The sequence below is a fragment of the Nonomuraea sp. NPDC005730 genome, from assembly GCF_040630865.1.
Taxonomy (GTDB): Bacteria; Actinomycetota; Actinomycetes; order Streptosporangiales; family Streptosporangiaceae; genus Nonomuraea.
Window position 1 is genome coordinate 40700 of sequence record NZ_JBEXYK010000012.1, and the last position, 15540, is coordinate 56239.

The window sequence follows — 15540 nt, forward strand, 5'->3', positions numbered from 1 at the left end:
TGTCAACGCGGGTGCACCGGCCCAATCAGCGGGGGCATGCGGAGGTGGCGGCGAGTGCACCGAGGGCAGCGGCATGGTCACCGCAGTGCGAGTGAAGGGGGAACGTGTGACCCGGCGTCGGCCCAGCTGGACAGGTCACGGTGCTGTCAGCGGCGTCGAGGGGGCGAGCCCGCCGGGCACGGCGGTGCGGGTTTGATCACGGCGCGTCGGCCAGGGTGAGCGAGCCGGTATGCCCCGTTGGTATCTGGGGTTCTGGGTTGCTCAGGAGAACACGGTCAAGACGGTTCGATGTCAGCCTTCGATTGTCTGGTAAAGCGTGCTCCAGAAGTCGAGGATGGCTCGTGTCGAGTCCGCTGGCCGCGGGAGGGGGCGACGACCTCGCGGACCACGCCGGCGAGGGCGCGGCAGTCCAGCTTCAGGATCGAATCGTGGGTGCTGGGTACCTTCGCGCTGATCTTGATGTTCGGGTTGCGCTTGACCACCTTGGTGAGGCTGGCGCGGATGGGTTCCTGCTCATCATCCTTGCCTTCGAGGTGCTCCCCCGACGTGACCACATACCGCGCCAGGAGGTGATCATATCCAGCTCGGGCCCAGGACGCGCTCGCGGGCGATGCGACTGGTCTCGATGTTGCCTTCCGCGATCCGTGCTGCGCTCACCCGCGGGGTCAGGCCCGCGGTCGGAGTTTCGGCTGGCCCTGTACGCCGCAGCGAACGCTCGGTAGGACCAGCGCACCACTACCGCCCGGTCCACATCCCTGGCCGCCGGAACGGCATCGACATCCCGGACGTTCGACTCGAACGAATGGTCCGACTTGCCGCGACCTCGCATGTCGTAGGTGATGCGCCGCCACCCGGTTCCCAGTTCGGCGATGACGTGCCGCCAGTACCCTTGGGCGGCGGTGTAGCCGTTGAAATGGCGCACAGGGATGCCGGTGCCGCCGGTTCCGGTGATCGCCAGGGCCGTGTCGTCAACCGATAACGCGCCGGACCACCCCGTCGAAGCGGCGTTCTTCGTCATGTTTCCCACCTGATCGTGTTAGGAGTTTTTTGTACGCCGCTGGATCGCCTGGCTTGCTGTGTCGCCATCAAGGGTCCTGCCGTCCGTTCCGGTGTCTTCGCCGCCGGCGCGAGCGATGGCGCTGACCAATCGGTTCCGCTCCCGGCCGATCCACTGCCCCAGCGGCTGGTTCTCCACGAACGCCTCAACGAACTCCACGGGGTCCTGCCCGAAGAGCTCGCGGATCAGCGTTCCGCTCACCGTGTCTGCTCGAACAGAACGGCAAGATCCTCGTACCTCGAAATCGCGCCGCCCCCGGCCCGAAGTGCACCAGATGCCGCTCCGGCGCTTCGACCGCCGTGCGATGGTTCTCGGGGGCCCTGATTCGCGCCTTGTACCGACATCAGCGCCTTGTCCTCGATCGACCCGGTGAGCTTCTCCAGGTACTGCCGCGGTTCTGTGACCATGTCCAGCCGGGTCCTTCTCGAAGCTGCGGGAGCCGTTCGGTGAGAAAGTTCCAAGCCCTCCGGCACTCCTCGAGGTAGTCCCATCCTTGAGCGTTGAGGAAGCACACCTTGCGCGGCGGCCCCTCTGGCGGGACCTTCCGAACGTCGACGAAGCTGCGCTGCTCACCCCTGATCAGCAGCGCGTAGATCGTGCCTTCGGCGATGTCGGAGAAGCCCTGCTCGCGCAGCCACGCCGTGATCTCGTAGCCGTAGGCGGCCCCTCGGACAAGCTCGCCAGGACGATGCCCTCCAGCGCCCCCTTGAGCATCTCCGCCACCTGCTTGCCCATGGATTACCCCCCCTTCCGCTACTCGGTGATGCTGAGTACCGGTAGACAGTAACACTGACTACCGGTACTTAGCAATGCCGAATAGCTGAAGGAGGGAAAGCGGGGTCACATGTACGGTGCCAGAGCGTAGAGACTGCAGCTGAGCTGGGCGTTTGCAGAGCGCATGCCGGCCCACCACGTTCGGCCGGATCGCCGGGTGGCGCGACGGAAGAGGAGCTGGTCGAGCCGGCGGCCAGGACGGGACTGCCGAGGATGTGCGCATGTACACCTCGACCTGCTGCTGTCCGACAACGGCAGGCGCACCGCGGCCGAGCTGACCGGCAGGCTGAAGATCAGCCCGGCCACCGTCTCCGTCGCCGTCAAGTTCCTGCTCCAACTGGGATTCATCCGGCGCGACCGCGCCCCGCGGCGGCGGCGTTCCTGGAGCAGATCAGCCTCGACATGATCGAGTCCGCCGGCCGCCGGCGCAACCTCCTGACGTAGACGGTGGGCCGACCAGCCCCGGCTGATCACGTCTGACGCTGCGTTGTGGCAATGACCACGCCCGTAGGCCCGACGCGGCGCGGGTGACGGCCACCTGATCGCCTGCTCAAGGCCGGTTGGGGAGGAGTTCGCCCCCTCGACGACCCTGTCTCCTCGCCTCTACCGCGTCTGCCGGAAGGGCATGCCATCGAAGCTCTTCAACAATCCTGCGAAGGGAAACTGCCGGGTGAAGGCAAGGCCGTTCAGCAGGCGACTCGAACCTCTCGGCCCGTTCCCCCCTCCTCATCGGCGCAGTTCTGCTTGGCGCCGCCTGGCGAAGATGTCGCGTATCCCGGCGGGTGGTCTCCCGGGCCGTCATCGTGGCCACCGGCGTCACTCGTCGGCGTACGTTCAGGTCGACGATTCCGGCTGGATCGATGATCGAATCGGGGGCGGCAACAGACCACGCAGGATCGGCCCGCCTCTCTGCTTGCTGGTATTTATCCATTCAGCCGAGGACAGCCACTCCACGACTCGGATTTCAAGGCAAGTGACAAGATCCTCGTCACCTCGCCGCAAGATGTCCTCGACCGTCCCATAGCAGGTTGCCAGGAGCCGCTCGTTTCCATCTCGAAGTGCGGGCTCGAAAATCCCCCACCAGAATATCTCGGACATGATTTCGTATGCTCCGGCGGGCATGGCGTCGCGCTGATTGCACATCTCGCCGGCATGTTCCGCTTCTTCTTCTGCCATCTCCGCGAACAACGGCCGCGTTTCAGGAATACACTCCTGCAGAAAGCTTCGGAAATCGCCGAACCTTAATATTTCCATCTCGCTCGAACCTCCGATCGTCTGGGAAACGCCGATGCCACCACGACGCTTCTTCGCACTACATCAATAGCCGCTCCGAACTGTCCTCGTCGCCCCATGCCACTTCCCCTCGTCAAGTGACACAAGAGTCCGTCAATCCACCTCCCCCAAACCGGGCCACACCAGACTCCAACGAACTGGGACGATTCAATCACGCGGAAGAGACAATCGATCCCACCCTTTCGAGTGACACCCTTACCGACCATGAAAACCTGGTCGGGACGACAGGATTCGAACCTGCGACCCCTTGACCCCCAGAACATGGGAGTACGCGTTTCCGCACGTCAAACACACTCTTGCACTGAGCAGGCCATTCGTCGGCCTGCATGTCGCGCGTCCGCGAGCAGGGCACGTGTGGTCCCCAACAGGTCCCCGGCCTCCATCCTCCGGCGCTCTGGAGGCGATGAGCCGAGACCCGCGATCACAGACCAGTGGACGGGCGCGGAGGCGAGCGCGCCCAGAGCGACGATCCACCACGGCTGCGGACCCCCGCACCAATAGTGCTCGGGCGGTCCCGACGTCGAGTCGCGCGTGGCCTCGTGCCCTCTCCGCTTGGGCCAGGTGGACGCGGACGTGGTCTGGAGAACGGGCCATCTCCTGCTCGGACAGGGTGGCGGCTTGATCGACGGTTCGGTGCTCGTCATGGTTCAAAGGCGGCACCGCGCCTGACTGCGCAGCATCAACGAGCTGCTCAACCCGGCGAGAATCGCGAGGTCCGAGGCAGGATGTCGGACAGATCCGGGGGATCGGGCATCACTCGTCATGGTCTCGGCCGTGCAACATGAATGCCAGGTCTGCGAGTGGCACCGTCGAGAGGAAGTCTTGCGGAGAGACGCCCACGAAACCCTCCGCCGCCAAGTCGCGCACAATCGCGACCGCGTAACGCGAACTTCCACCCGCTTCGCAGTACGTCGCGTACATATTCACAGAGAAGTCGGGGTTCCCATCGACGTCCACTGGCAGGAAGGCGTGCCGGGCGTAACAGCCGACCGAGTTGCGCACGTTGGAGCCGGAACGATTCGCGGAGTCCACTGTCAACACGACCTGAGGGTTCCGCGACACGCCACTGAGGATGAGGCTGATGGCGGTCATGTAGACGGCGGGTATCGACACGTTGTGAGCGCCGGCTATCGACTCCGCGGATGATCCCATGCCACGGCTGTCCATCACCGCCCGATGATGGCCCCGCTCCAGCGAGCCCTCCTGGACGGTCGCGTCCAGGTCAACCTGCGGAAACAGTCGACTGGCACACCCGGCGGGTCCGCGCCGACGATGAGGTCGTCGCCTCCGCTGTGGCCTTCCGGGCGCTGGCCGGCGCGCAGGTGACGATCCTGACTGGCGATCTGGCCATGTCGACGCGAGCTCGCCTGGCCGGCCTGGGGCCCGTCTGGCTGGACCTGCCGAACGCCACGCAGCGACCGCCCAAGCCGCCGCGCGGTTCCAAGCACCCGGCCCTGGCCGTGGACACCGAGTCCAGCTGAGCTGGAGCCCGTCCTCCTGCCAACAGCGCCCCCGGCTCGGGCCCAGCGGGCAGCAGCCTGGCGACGAGAGGGAGCCGTCGGAAGGCGCCGCGGTTCACCGCCGACAACCCGGCCATCTGGATGGGCCACCGCCACAACTTCGAGCACGGCTCACAAAGCATGATCATGTACTTGGGCTACACCGGAGTCGGAACCCCGTACAGCGAGGACGGCATCCCCGAGTGAGGCGAACCGGCCACTGCCGCTCAACGCGCACCGTGTTCGATGCGTACGGCGTTGCTGACGAAGCCTCGGCCCGTCGGGTCGCCGGTCTCCGCCTCCACGTACCAGGCCAGGTTGTCGTCCTCCGGCAGGGCGATGAGGCCCTCGTGGCGCCCTGGGCCGACGGCGGCCAGCGTCGTCGTCGACCATGGGACGGACCGCCAGTCATCACCCCGGTTCGTCGCGGTCACGAGCCGCGCCGCGGTGACGGGCCCGCACGCGCGGAGCCTCACCGCGAGGTGGCCCGCCTCGCGTTCGGCCGTGACCTCAAGGCCGGGTACGGCACGGCCGGCGGCGAGATGCGCCAGCCACATCCGCCACGCCTCAAGGATCTTCTGCGAGACCCAGGTGTGCCCGACGTTGTCGACGGCGAGCACGGTGGTGGGCCCCTGGGCATGCCGCATGGTCTGGGTGACGTCGACGGCGAAGAAGGGGTCGTTGGTGCCGTTGACCACGAACCAGGGCAGGGTGATGGATTCGCGCCAGAAGTAGGGGTCGAAACGTTTGATCGTCTCGAAGCCGAGCGGATTGTTGAACATCCGGAGCTGCGCGTCGGCCGTCTGGAATCCCAGGCCGCCCCGCCGCGCCGAGGGACCGGCGACGTCCGGCCCCAGCTGGGCGTATTTCCTCGTGGTTGCCTCCAGCATGTTCATCCCGTTGGTCCCCGTGGTCATGATGCCTGCCACCAGGTCGGTGTCCAGCCCGGTCAGGATGGCCGCTCCGAGGCCGCGTTTGGAATGGCCGAGGATGACCGACCGGTGTGCGCCGAGGCCCGGCAGGCTGCGCAGCAGGGCGGCCGCCCGCAGGTGGGAGACGGCGATCGGGTAATAGCCGTACCAGGTGAAGTCGCCTGTCTCGAAGAGCTTGCGGTTGGCGTAGCCGTTGAGGTCGGACTCGTTCATGCCCAGGTCGGGCGGGGTGGCGTAGATCATGACGGGAATGCCGAGGCTGACGGCCGTGGCGCGGGCGTACTCGGCTTCCGTGGGGCGGCCGGTCTCCGGGACGCGCGCGCGTTCGTGGTCGGGGTTCGTCCACAGATCCGCCTCCGTGGACACGATGCCGGCGCAACCGTGGCCTGTGCGGTGCTCCGGCACGTAGACACGGGCGGGGTGCCGCCAGGTCGTCCCGTGCCATTCCTGGCTGGTGAAGGACAGGGAGATCGTCCGCACCCCTTCGTGGATCACGTCGGACGTGACGATCACGTGGAGGGTGTCGGGGTCCTGGATCGCCGCCAGGTCGAAGAGGTCGGCGGGGCCAACGTGCTGCCAGGAGGTCATCGGGTGGCTCCTTCGACGGTCTCCAGGTTCACGCCCGTGGTCCGCGGGCCGAAGAGAACAGCAAGACAGCCGCCCGCCACGGCCAGGACGGCGAGGAAGCCGAACACCGCCGTGTAACCGAGCCCGGCGTAGACGGAGGTGACGAGCATCGGGCCGGAGAAGTTGACAATACGCGACAGTGCGTTGGCCGTCCCCGCGCCCAGGGCCCGGACGCGAGTGGGGAACACCTCGGCGGTGTAGACCTGCAGGAAGGGGACGGCCATCTGGAAGAGCAGGCTGACCAGGCAGCCGAAGACCAGGATGGCCGCGTACGAGCGGGCCACGCTGAACAGCAGGAGCACGGCTGCCAGCAGCACACCGACGGCGAGCTGGGAGGTGCGCCGCTCCCAGCGGTCGATCAGCGGCACGGCGACGAGCGCACCGACGGGGGCGAACGAGGCCAGGGTCGCCGACAACAGCAGCGTGTCCGACAGCCCGAGGCCGTTCTCCGACAGGAGCGTGGGCGTCCAGGTGTTGAAGGCCGAGTAGGCCAGCAGCCCGGTGACCCACATGAGCGACGCGAGCGCGAACCGGCCGCGATGGGCGCCCGTCAGCAGGTCGGACATCCGCGCACGTCCCTGGCTGGGCGTCGGCGGCGGATCGGCGGCGAGCGCTCCCGGCGTCACGCCGCACTGGCGCTCGATCTCCCGGACGACCTCGTGGGCGCGTGCCGCCTGCCCGTGGGCCACCAGCCAGCGCGGGCTCTCCGGCACCCACCGCCACACCAGCACGGAGAAGACCGCGCCGAGCGTGCCGATGCCGAACAGGAAGCGCCACCCCGAGGGCCAGTGCGGGATCAGGAAGTAGCCGAGCCAGGCGGCGACGGGGATGCCCAGCGATCCGATCACCACCTTGTACGTCTGCAGCCGCCCTCGCGCCGCCGCGGGGACGAATTCCGACAGCGTCACGATGGCCACCACGGCCGTGCCCTGGGCTCCGAAGAAGGCCAGGAAGCGGGTCGCGGTGAGCTGGCCCGGCGACTGCACCAGCGCGCAGAGGACCGCGGCCAGGCAGTAGGTCACGCTGAAGATCAGCATCGTGCGGCGCCGGCCGAGCCGGTCGGCCAGGTAGCCGCCGAGGACGCCCCCGCTGAAGGCCCCCAGCGAGCTCACCGCCGCCACGGTGGCGAAGGCGGACATGGGCGCCCCCCACTGCTCGCGCAGCACGGGCAGGACGTAGGCGAAGGAATGGGTCTCCACCCACTCGAAGAGGATCATCCCGGCGAGCGCGACGACGAGCCTGCGGTGGAAGGACGTGAGCGGGAGCCGGTCGAGCCGGTCTCCCAGCGTTGCGGCGGCGACGGCGCCGGCGTGGGTCTCCATGGACGCCTCAGTTCTGGTCGCCGAGGAACAATTGGTAGGCGATGGCGTTCTTCTGGATCTCGGAGGATCCGGTGAGCACGCGGAACATGCGCAGGCTGCGGAAGAGCCATTCGATCTCCGAGCCGCGGACGAGCCCGGCCTTGCCGTGGATCTGGACGGCCTGGTCGGCGATGCGGAAGGCGGCTTCGGCGACGAAGAGCTTGCACATGAACGCCTCGGCCCGCGGCCTGCCTCCGGCGTCCAGTGCGGCCAGCCCGTCGTAGGTCATGCTGCGGGCCGCGTAGTAGTCGGTGGCCATGTCGGCGACCTTGTGCTGGATCGACTGGAGCGCGGCGAGAGGGCCGCCGAAGACCTCTCTGGTCCTGGCGAACTCCAGCGTGAGGCCGAGGGCGCGGCGTGCCATGCCCAGGACGGTGGGGCAGTGCAGGAGGCGGTTGGCGGTGACCCGGCCGAGGCCGATCCGCAGGCCCTCCCCCACCTCGCCCAGGAGCTGGCCGGGTCCGACGTAGCAGTCCTCCAGGAGGATGTCGCTCTCGATGTGCTGTCCTGACATGGGGGTCGCGGCATCCCGGACGGTGCAGCCCGGCGAGTCGAGATCCACGAGGAACGCCGCGTAGGCATCCTTGCCGGCCGTGCCGGCGACCCTGGCGATCAGGATGGAGAAGTCCGCGAACGGCCCCGCCGTGGAGAACACCTTGTGGCCCGTGATGCGCCAGCCCTCGCCGTCGGGGGTCGCGGTCGTGGTCATGCCGCGCACGTCCGAGCCCGCGCCCGTCTCGGTCAGCGAGAAGCAGCAGGCCCGCTCGCCCCGGACGACAGGCAGGAGGTACTTGTCCAGCTGCTCCTGGGTGGCGTACTTGAGTATCGAGCCCACGCGGAGCGGACCGCCCATGTCCCCCAGAACGCTGAGCTGCAGGATCCTGCCGGACGCCCCGATCTCCTCCTTGAGCGCGCCCAGTTCGGTGAAGGTGAGCCCCTGCCCGCCGTGCTCCGGCGGCAGGTGGATCCCGTAGAAGCCCAGCTCGCGGCTGCGCTTCCAGACCGGTTCCAGGTCCTGCCTGGTGTAGCGGGACTCGTGCGTTAGACCGAGCGAGGCCTCGTAGTCGGCGAGCTCTCCGCCGAGGTAGTCGCGCAGCCCGGCGACGAGCTCCTGAAGGCGGGGGTTGCCGGTGTAGGACGGTGTGAGCGTGAAAGGCATCGGTGGTCTCCCTCTCAGTGAACGTTCCGGGCGCTGCCGCTCCAGTACGGCTCGCGTACGGCACGGCGGTCGATCTTTCCGTTGCGGTTGACGGGCAGGATCGGTGTGAACTCCACCGACCTGGGCCTCTTGACGCGCGACAGCCGCTGACCGCAGAAGTCGATGAGTTCCTCCGCCGTCACCTCGGCGTCCGCCCGCGTCACCACCACCGCCTTGACGGCCTCGCCCCACGTGTCGTCGGGGACGCCGATCACGCAGGCCTCGGCCACGGCCGGGTGCTCGTACAGGACGGTTTCGATCTCGCTGCTGTAGATGTTGTATCCGCCGGAAATGATCATGTCTTTCTTGCGATCGACGATGAACAGGTAGCCGTCCTCGCGCAGGTATCCGATGTCGCCGGTACGCACCCAGCCGTCGCGGAAGGTCTCGGCCGACAGCTCCGGCTCCTTCCAGTACTCCCGCACGCAGTCCTGTCCGCGGACCACCACCTCGCCGTGCTCTCCCGCGGGCAGCGCTTCGCCGCTGTCGCCGACGACGCGCACCTCGCTGTCGAACAGCGCCCGGCCGCACGACAGCAGCAGCTCCGGGTCGGTGGTCACACCGGCCTGGACGTCCTGACGGGTGAGGACGGTGACGGCGCTGGTGGTCTCGGCGAGCCCGTAGCCCTGCGAGACGACCGGCCCGAACGCCGCCACGGCTTGGCGCAGCCGGCTCGGCGACACCGGGGCGCCACCGACGGTCAGCTGGCTCAGGCTGGACAGGTTCGCGGTGCTGATCGCCGGATCCGCCAGAACCATGCTCAGCATGACCGGCACGAGGAAGGTCGCCGTGATGCGCTCGGCCTCGACCGTGCGCAGGAACCGGCCAGGATCCCACTGCGGGAGGACCACGACGGTCGCGCCGCGGGCGAGCAGGGACACCAGGGCCATGCCCGTGGCGTGGGTGATCGGACCGGCGGCGAGGTAGCGGTCGTCGATGGAGGGCGCGCCGCCCGGGTTCATGAGGAACTTGCGCATGCACGCCAGCCGGTTGCCGTGAGTCTGCACCGCGGCCTTCAGCCTGCCCGTGGAGCCGGAGGTGAAGTTCAGCACGGCGGGGTCGTCCTCGTGCACGTCGACGGCGAACGGGTCCTCGGACCCCTCAGCGAGCAGGGCCGGGTAGTCCTCGGCGTAGTTCACCACCAGGCACTCCGTGCCGCCGCGCCGTACCGCCTCGCGGGCGAGCTCCGCGCGCGCCGCATCCGTGAAGAGCACGCGCACGCCGGCGTCGACGAGGATGTGTACGACCTCCTCAGCCGCGAGCCGGGCGTTGATGGGAACTCTCAGGAATCCGCCCTTGTACAGGGCCATCTCGGTCTCGACGACCTCACCGCAGTTCCCGGCGAACACCGCGACGGCCTGTCCGGCGGTCACTCCGCGGTTCGTCAGGGCGGAGGCCAGCCGGTTCGCGGACCGTTCGAGTTGCCGGTAGGTCCATCGCTTGTCGGCGCAGACCAGTGCTTCCCGGTCGCCCCAGTAGGTGCTGCTACGTGTCAGGTAGCTGCCCAGGTTCATGGAAGAGCCTCCACGTTTTTAGTCGTACTGCACAGTAGTAGACAGCATGTTTAGAAACGTGCACGCCGTCAATGGGTGACTAGACTTCGTTCGGGAAGGGATGACATGCCACAGGAAGATCGCCGGAGGCGACGCACCCGCCGGCTGCTGCGTGACGCGCTGATCGCGCTGGTGCTGGAGCGGGGCTACGCCGCCGTCACCGTCGAGGACATCACCGACCGAGCCGATCTGGGGCGGGCGACCTTCTACAGCCACTACACCGACAAGGAGTCGCTGCTCAGTCAGGTCGTCTCCGATCTGCAGGCGGAGCTGGACCAGCGACTCGAACCGCTGGTGCGAAGCCCGGTCACCGGGTTCAGCGGCAAGCCCGTGCTGGAGATGTTCCGCCACGCTGCCGAGGAGCGCGACGCCTACCGCGTCATCCTGCGGGGCGAGGGCGACGGCCGGGCGCTGCGGGAGTTCGTGGACGCGCGCTGCGGCGCGGCGGCCGCGGTGTTCCAGGCGCGGGCCGAAGCCGTGGGAGTGGCCCCGCGCATCGACATCGGGGTGCTTGCGCGGGCGTGGGTCGGAGAGCAGATCTCCGTCCTGCGATGGTGGCTGGAGGCCGATCCGCCACCACTGTCGGCCGAGGCCGTCACCCAGATGCTGCTGGACCTTTCACTGCGTGGTCGGTACTGGGCCAACGGCTTCGACGGCGAACCGCCCGCCACGTACCAGGACCACTGACCAGCCGGGCGACGGATCATGGTAAGCAGTCGCGCTTGCTGGTCGAGCCGTCCACCCGATGTGTCTTGACTCGGACGGAGCCCAGGGCGGTGTGAGTCGTGGTGCTGACCGTGTCGGCCACCGTGCACACCAGTTGCCGTTCGGCGGTACGGTCGATGCCCCAGCCGAAGGACACAGCCAGACGTCCGCCGGACCGCGGGCAGGCGCCCCATCTCCCCCTGGATCGACATCAGCAGGCACCACAGCACCTCGCTGTACGGATCGACACGCTCCACCGCCCGCCGCAGTCGAAGCATCCATAGATCATCACGTCCGGCCAGCATCTCCTGCAGGGCGCCGAGCCGGGCGCGCTCCCCCTCCACGGTGCCCGTTCGTACGAAGGCTTCCTCGAACCGCCAGAAGTCCACATCGAAGTAGGCGGCCGCCAACTGCCGCCGCTGCCTCACCTTCACCAGGAACTTCACGCCGACCCCCAGGCCGGACGCCTGCCGCATCACCTGGTTGAGCTGCCGAACCGCCGACTCCAGCAGGCGACCGCCACGATCATCATCGCCTCGCCACCCGAGGCCCGCCGGCTCTTCACCGGCCAGAACGCCCGAGAACCCCTCAACGCAGCCACCATTCGAGAGCAACTCCGGCTACTCGGCTTCCCCAGCGGCGCCGCCCGGGAAGCCGCCCTGCGCCAACTCGTACTCCAAGCCCCGGCCCCGGTTGTTGCCGGGATGCTCAGCTACCCCCCTCAAGCCACCACACGCTACGCCGCGGCTGCCGGAAGCCCTTGGAGGTCACGCCGGCGGCGGCCACACGAGTGACCACGGATCTTTCCGCACAAACGGTCTCTGTCAGTACCCGGTGTGCCGCTTCCTGGACAGAACTCCTCACCCGTCCTGCCTCGGGAAAACCTCGTAGCCGGGGGTGAGGACGCGGCCGGGGTCATACGCCCGCTTGGCGGCGGCGAGCCGGTCCCACACCGGACCGAAGTGGGCCTGCCAGTCGCGGGCGGACATGGGCAGGGCGCTGGCCGGGTTGAGCGTGCCGCCCGCCGCGACGACCCTCTCATACACCGCGCGGTTATCGGCCACCATGGCGGCGACCATGTCGGCGGGGCCCGGTGTCGGATATCGCATGAGGTTCATCGCGAACGCCACCGGCTCCGCGGGGAGCCGGAACAGCGGGCTGCGTACGGCGCTCGTCCGCAGCGGCAGGACCGAGACGACGCCGTGGTCGCCGAGATCGCCGACGGTGAGCCCGGCGAGCGTCTCGGCCAGGACCGCACCCGCGTGGGACGCCCCGATGAAGGTGAACAGCCATGGGTGCGGGGAATCCCAGCGCCCGGCGTCGCGCAGGGCGTTCTCCAGGGGCGTGAACCGGTCGGTGTAGGTGCGGTAGTCGTGTGTGCCGATGGTCGCCTTCGCGCGGTCGTCGGCGAGTCCCGCGAGCATGGCGTCGTCGTCGGGCACCTCGCCGGAGAACAGCGCCGCCCCGTCGACGAGGTAGGTCCAGCCGCCTTCCCGGCCGGGGACGGCGCGGCCCTGGAGGTAGTCCCATCTGCGCTCGTCGAGGAGCAGGCGCTGGTCGGTGAGCATCGCGTCGAGGTCGGAGTACAGGAGCTGGTACCTGCGGACGGTCTCGGGCGCCGCCGTCAGTCGAAGGGCCGCCCGCGTGATGACGCCCACCTGGCCGAGTCCGGCGCGCACGGCGTCGAACAGGTCCGGGTGCTCGTCGGGTGAGCAGGTGCGGACGTGTCCGTCGCCGGTGACGACCTCGAGCGCGAGCACGGAGTCGCTCATGACGCCGTGCCGCCAGCTGGTGCCGCCGACGCCACCGACGGTGACGGTGCCGCCGATCGTCAGGTCGAGGTACTCGGGGAGGACCGGTGGGGTGCGGCCGTCGCGGAGCGCGGCCGTGAGGACGTCGCGCCAGGTCGCGCCCGCGTCGACGACGATCCGGTCCGCGCCGACATGGTGGATCATGTTGTGTCCGGACATGTCGACGACAACGCCGCGCTCGACCAGGGACCGGCCGTACACCGAGTGCCGCGCGCCCTGGGCAGCGACCTGCCTGCCGGCGCCGGCCGCCCACCGCACGACGGCGGCGACGTCCGCGACCGAGCCGGAGCGGAGCACCGCCTCGGGGACGGTGTGCACGACGTGGCCGAAGTCGGCCGCGGCCCGCTCGCGGGTCGCCGGGTCACCCACGAGCTCGCCGTCGAGCGGGGGCTGGTCGAGGTCCTGGGGGTACCAGCGGAGTTCGACGGTGTTGCCGTCGGGATCACGGACGTAGATCGACTGGCCGTCGCCGCGGGCGCCCGAGCGGACAACCGGGCCCTGGACCACGTCGAGCACTCCGGCGTCGATGACCGCCGGCCAGTCGAGCGGCGCCACGACCAGACAGATGTGGTCCACGTTGGACTCCCCGCGCGGGCGTTCGACGAGGTCGATGATCGTGCCCGCGTCGATACGGACCGAGGGGAAGGAGACCTGGCCGCGGCGCCACTTGTCGACCCGCTCGGCCTTGAGGCCCAGGATGTCGCTGTAGAACCGCAGCGAGCGGTCGACGTCCTCGACGTTCAGGACGATGTGGTCCAGTGCCGTCACGCGGATCGCCCCGTTGTGCGTGCTGGTGTTCACGTGTTCCCCTCTCAGGCGTGCGCGGCGTCGCGGTGCGAGCTGAAGGCGGTCAGTAGTGCGGTCGCCGTCAGCGCGACGCCGAACCACACCGCGCCCGTGGTCCCGAAGCCGTCCGCGAACAGTCCGCCCAGCAGCGCGCCGAGCGCGATCGAGATGTTGTAACCCATGGTGTTGAGCGACATGGCGGCCTCGAAGGTGTCCGGGGCCGCGGCGAGCATCATGTTGACCTGGCAGAGGTTGGCGGCGCCGAAGGACAACCCCCATGTCACCACGGCGACCGCCAGACCCGCCGGGCTGTCGCCGATCACCAGGAGTAGCAGCAGCGAGGCGACGAGCCCGGTGCAGGCGACGACGAACGTCGCGCGCATGTTCTTGTTGACCGTGTGCCCGGCGACGAAGTTGCCGACCGCGCCGCCGACCCCGAAGACGATCAGCAGCCCGGTCACCCACGCCGCCGACGCCCCGGCACGCTGCTCCATGAAGGGGCGGATGAACGTGTACGCCCCGAAGTGCCCGAGCACGTACAGCGCGACGGTGATCATCACGGCCCGCAGCCGCCCGTTCCGGATCGGCAGCGCGAACACCTCGCGCACCGGGATGGCGCTCTGGGACGGCAGCGACGGAAGCGTGAGCACGACGGCGAGGAGCACCACCAGGCTCAGGCCGCTCCAGATGAGGAACGTGGTGCGCCAGTCGGTGAGGCTCTCGATGAGCGTGCCCAGCGGCATGCCCACGACGGTGGCGATCGACATGCCGGAGAGCACGACCGCGGCGGCCTTGCTGGCCTTCTCGCCGGGGACGAGCCGCATCGCCATGGCGACGCCGATCGCCCAGAACACGCCGTGTGCGAACCCGGTGACGAGCCGGGCGGCCAGGACGATCGGGAAGTTCGGCGACACGGCCGTGACGAGGTTGCCGAGTGCCATGATCACCAGCAGCATGGCGAGGAGAGCACGGCGGTTCACCGTACGGCTCCACGCGACCAGGAACGGCACCCCCACGCCCGCGGAGATGCCGTACAGCGTCACCATCATGCCCGCGAGGCTGACGGAGACGGACAGTCCCGCGCTGACCGGGGTGAGCAGCCCTACGGGCATCAGCTCGGTGGTGACGAAGACGAACAGGCTCGCGGTGATGGCCGCGACGCCCAGCCACGCCCGCAACTGTGAGCGTGATTCAGTACTGACAGTGGTCATACGTGTCCTTACGAACGTCCCCGCACGAGCAGGGAAGAGTGCGAGGTCAGGAGAAGCTGGGTTCGCGGTCGCGGCCGCGCTTCAGCTCGAAGAACCCGTCCGTCGCGGCGACGGTGACGACCCCGTCCCAGAGCGCGCCCGCGGCCTCGCCGCGCGGCGCCGGGGTGATGACGGGACCGAAGAAGGCGATCCGGTCGCCGGCGGGACCGGGAACGTGGATGACGGGGGTGCCCACCTCGCCGCCGACCGGAGCCATCCCCGCGTGATGGCCGGCGCGCAACGCCGTGTCGTAGCGGGTGTCCTCCGCCGCGTCGGCAAGCGTGTCCGGCAGGGCGACCGCACGCAGCGCGGCGAGCATCATGTCCCGGCCCAGCCCGGCGCCCTCGAGATGAATCCGCGCTCCCATCGCCTCGTACAGCGGGCGCAGCACCGCTTCCCCGTACTGATGCGCCGCGGCGACGCACACCCGCACCGGCCCCCAGCCCTCGATCTGCGCCTGCCGGTACTTCTCCGGCACCTCCCGGTTCTCGTTGAGCACCGAGAGGCTCATGATGTGGAACCGTGTCCGCACAGGCCGGACCCGCTCGACCTCCAGCAGCCACCGCGACGTGATCCACGCCCACGGACAGCGCGGATCGACCCAAACGTCGATCGCGGTCACTTTCTCTGGCGCATTGGCCATGACGATCCGTTCACCTCCGAAGTCCCGATGGTGGCCTTGCCACGACTCGAG

At 68.7% G+C, this 15540-nt stretch carries 15 protein-coding genes; 3 read left to right on the plus strand and 12 right to left on the minus strand.

The genetic code is table 11. The features are described from left to right. Nucleotides 1–275: 275 nt before the first annotated feature. The 3 genes from ABZ444_RS17330 to ABZ444_RS17340 all read right to left on the minus strand — a co-directional run bounded on the left by ABZ444_RS17330 (nt 276) and on the right by ABZ444_RS17340 (nt 1847). On the minus strand, nt 276–554 hold the full coding sequence (locus tag ABZ444_RS17330) for a hypothetical protein (protein WP_357997236.1): 279 nt from the start codon (nt 552–554) through the stop codon (nt 276–278). Between the two features lie 482 nt (nt 555–1036). After that, the gene (locus tag ABZ444_RS17335; RefSeq protein WP_357997239.1) at nt 1037–1258 is read right to left on the minus strand and encodes a hypothetical protein; all 222 of its coding nucleotides are present in this window, start codon (nt 1256–1258) and stop codon (nt 1037–1039) included. A 142-nt stretch (nt 1259–1400) separates the two neighbouring features. Continuing rightward, nucleotides 1401–1847 carry a PadR family transcriptional regulator gene (locus ABZ444_RS17340; RefSeq protein WP_357997242.1) on the minus strand — a complete coding sequence of 149 codons (447 nt, stop codon included), beginning with the start codon at nt 1845–1847 and terminating at the stop codon, nt 1401–1403. A gap of 141 nt (nt 1848–1988) precedes the next feature. Here ABZ444_RS17340 and ABZ444_RS17345 point away from each other — a divergent pair, with 141 nt between their 5' ends. Then, nucleotides 1989–2237: a winged helix-turn-helix domain-containing protein gene (locus ABZ444_RS17345; protein ID WP_357997245.1), complete on the plus strand. Its 249-nt coding sequence runs from the start codon at nt 1989–1991 to the stop codon at nt 2235–2237. 428 nt (nt 2238–2665) lie between these two features. Here the strand turns inward: ABZ444_RS17345 and ABZ444_RS17350 are convergent, their stop codons facing one another. Then, on the minus strand, nt 2666–3085 hold the full coding sequence (locus ABZ444_RS17350) for a hypothetical protein (RefSeq protein ID WP_357997248.1): 420 nt from the start codon (nt 3083–3085) through the stop codon (nt 2666–2668). Between the two features lie 792 nt (nt 3086–3877). Continuing rightward, entirely contained in the window at nt 3878–4216 is a 339-nt protein-coding gene (locus ABZ444_RS17355; RefSeq protein WP_357997251.1) for a hypothetical protein, read from the minus strand. Nucleotides 4217–4473: 257 nt separating this feature from the next. Between ABZ444_RS17355 and ABZ444_RS17360 the strand changes: the two genes are divergently transcribed. After that, nucleotides 4474–4605, plus strand: a complete 132-nt coding sequence (locus tag ABZ444_RS17360; protein ID WP_357997254.1) for a hypothetical protein — start codon at nt 4474–4476, stop codon at nt 4603–4605. Nucleotides 4606–4850: 245 nt separating this feature from the next. On the opposite strand, the gene ABZ444_RS17365 is transcribed toward ABZ444_RS17360, so the two are convergent. From ABZ444_RS17365 to ABZ444_RS17380, 4 genes are read right to left on the minus strand one after another with little or no spacing between them, the layout of a single operon-like run. Beyond that, nucleotides 4851–6143 carry a PhoPQ-activated protein PqaA family protein gene (locus ABZ444_RS17365; RefSeq protein WP_357997257.1) on the minus strand — a complete coding sequence of 431 codons (1293 nt, stop codon included), beginning with the start codon at nt 6141–6143 and terminating at the stop codon, nt 4851–4853. Next, a complete protein-coding gene (locus ABZ444_RS17370) occupies nt 6140–7504 on the minus strand; it encodes an MFS transporter (protein ID WP_357997260.1) in 1365 nt (454 codons plus the stop codon). Before ABZ444_RS17370 ends, ABZ444_RS17365 begins: the two co-directional genes overlap by 4 nt. A 7-nt stretch (nt 7505–7511) precedes the next feature. After that, a complete protein-coding gene (locus ABZ444_RS17375) occupies nt 7512–8702 on the minus strand; it encodes an acyl-CoA dehydrogenase family protein (RefSeq protein ID WP_357997263.1) in 1191 nt (396 codons plus the stop codon). 14 nt (nt 8703–8716) lie between these two features. Next, nucleotides 8717–10255 carry an AMP-binding protein gene (locus tag ABZ444_RS17380; protein WP_357997266.1) on the minus strand — a complete coding sequence of 513 codons (1539 nt, stop codon included), beginning with the start codon at nt 10253–10255 and terminating at the stop codon, nt 8717–8719. A gap of 105 nt (nt 10256–10360) precedes the next feature. On the opposite strand from ABZ444_RS17380, the gene ABZ444_RS17385 reads away from it, so the two are divergent. Continuing rightward, entirely contained in the window at nt 10361–10981 is a 621-nt protein-coding gene (locus ABZ444_RS17385) for a TetR/AcrR family transcriptional regulator (protein ID WP_357997269.1), read from the plus strand. Between the two features lie 878 nt (nt 10982–11859). Here ABZ444_RS17385 and ABZ444_RS17390 read toward each other — a convergent pair. The 3 genes from ABZ444_RS17390 to ABZ444_RS17400 are packed head-to-tail and all read right to left on the minus strand — an operon-like array spanning nt 11860 to nt 15489. Next, complete coding sequence (locus tag ABZ444_RS17390) at nt 11860–13611, minus strand: FAD-binding protein (protein WP_357997272.1); 1752 nt, start codon at nt 13609–13611, stop codon at nt 11860–11862. Between the two features lie 11 nt (nt 13612–13622). After that, on the minus strand, nt 13623–14807 hold the full coding sequence (locus tag ABZ444_RS17395) for an MFS transporter (protein WP_357997275.1): 1185 nt from the start codon (nt 14805–14807) through the stop codon (nt 13623–13625). A 46-nt stretch (nt 14808–14853) separates the two neighbouring features. Further along, the gene (locus ABZ444_RS17400; protein ID WP_357997278.1) at nt 14854–15489 is read right to left on the minus strand and encodes a disulfide bond formation protein DsbA; all 636 of its coding nucleotides are present in this window, start codon (nt 15487–15489) and stop codon (nt 14854–14856) included. Between the last annotated feature and the right edge of the window lie 51 nt (nt 15490–15540).

Bases quoted from the DNA above. Each gene is read 5' to 3' on its own strand.
- ABZ444_RS17350 (WP_357997248.1), bottom strand. From the start codon at position 3,085: ATGGAAATATTAAGGTTCGGCGATTTCCGAAGCTTTCTGCAGGAGTGT.
- ABZ444_RS17355 (WP_357997251.1), bottom strand. From the start codon at position 4,216: ATGACCGCCATCAGCCTCATCCTCAGTGGCGTGTCGCGGAACCCTCAG.
- ABZ444_RS17360 (WP_357997254.1), top strand. From the start codon at position 4,474: ATGTCGACGCGAGCTCGCCTGGCCGGCCTGGGGCCCGTCTGGCTGGAC.
- ABZ444_RS17365 (WP_357997257.1), bottom strand. From the start codon at position 6,143: ATGACCTCCTGGCAGCACGTTGGCCCCGCCGACCTCTTCGACCTGGCG.
- ABZ444_RS17370 (WP_357997260.1), bottom strand. From the start codon at position 7,504: ATGGAGACCCACGCCGGCGCCGTCGCCGCCGCAACGCTGGGAGACCGG.
- ABZ444_RS17375 (WP_357997263.1), bottom strand. From the start codon at position 8,702: ATGCCTTTCACGCTCACACCGTCCTACACCGGCAACCCCCGCCTTCAG.
- ABZ444_RS17380 (WP_357997266.1), bottom strand. From the start codon at position 10,255: ATGAACCTGGGCAGCTACCTGACACGTAGCAGCACCTACTGGGGCGAC.
- ABZ444_RS17385 (WP_357997269.1), top strand. From the start codon at position 10,361: ATGCCACAGGAAGATCGCCGGAGGCGACGCACCCGCCGGCTGCTGCGT.
- ABZ444_RS17395 (WP_357997275.1), bottom strand. From the start codon at position 14,807: ATGACCACTGTCAGTACTGAATCACGCTCACAGTTGCGGGCGTGGCTG.
- ABZ444_RS17400 (WP_357997278.1), bottom strand. From the start codon at position 15,489: ATGGCCAATGCGCCAGAGAAAGTGACCGCGATCGACGTTTGGGTCGAT.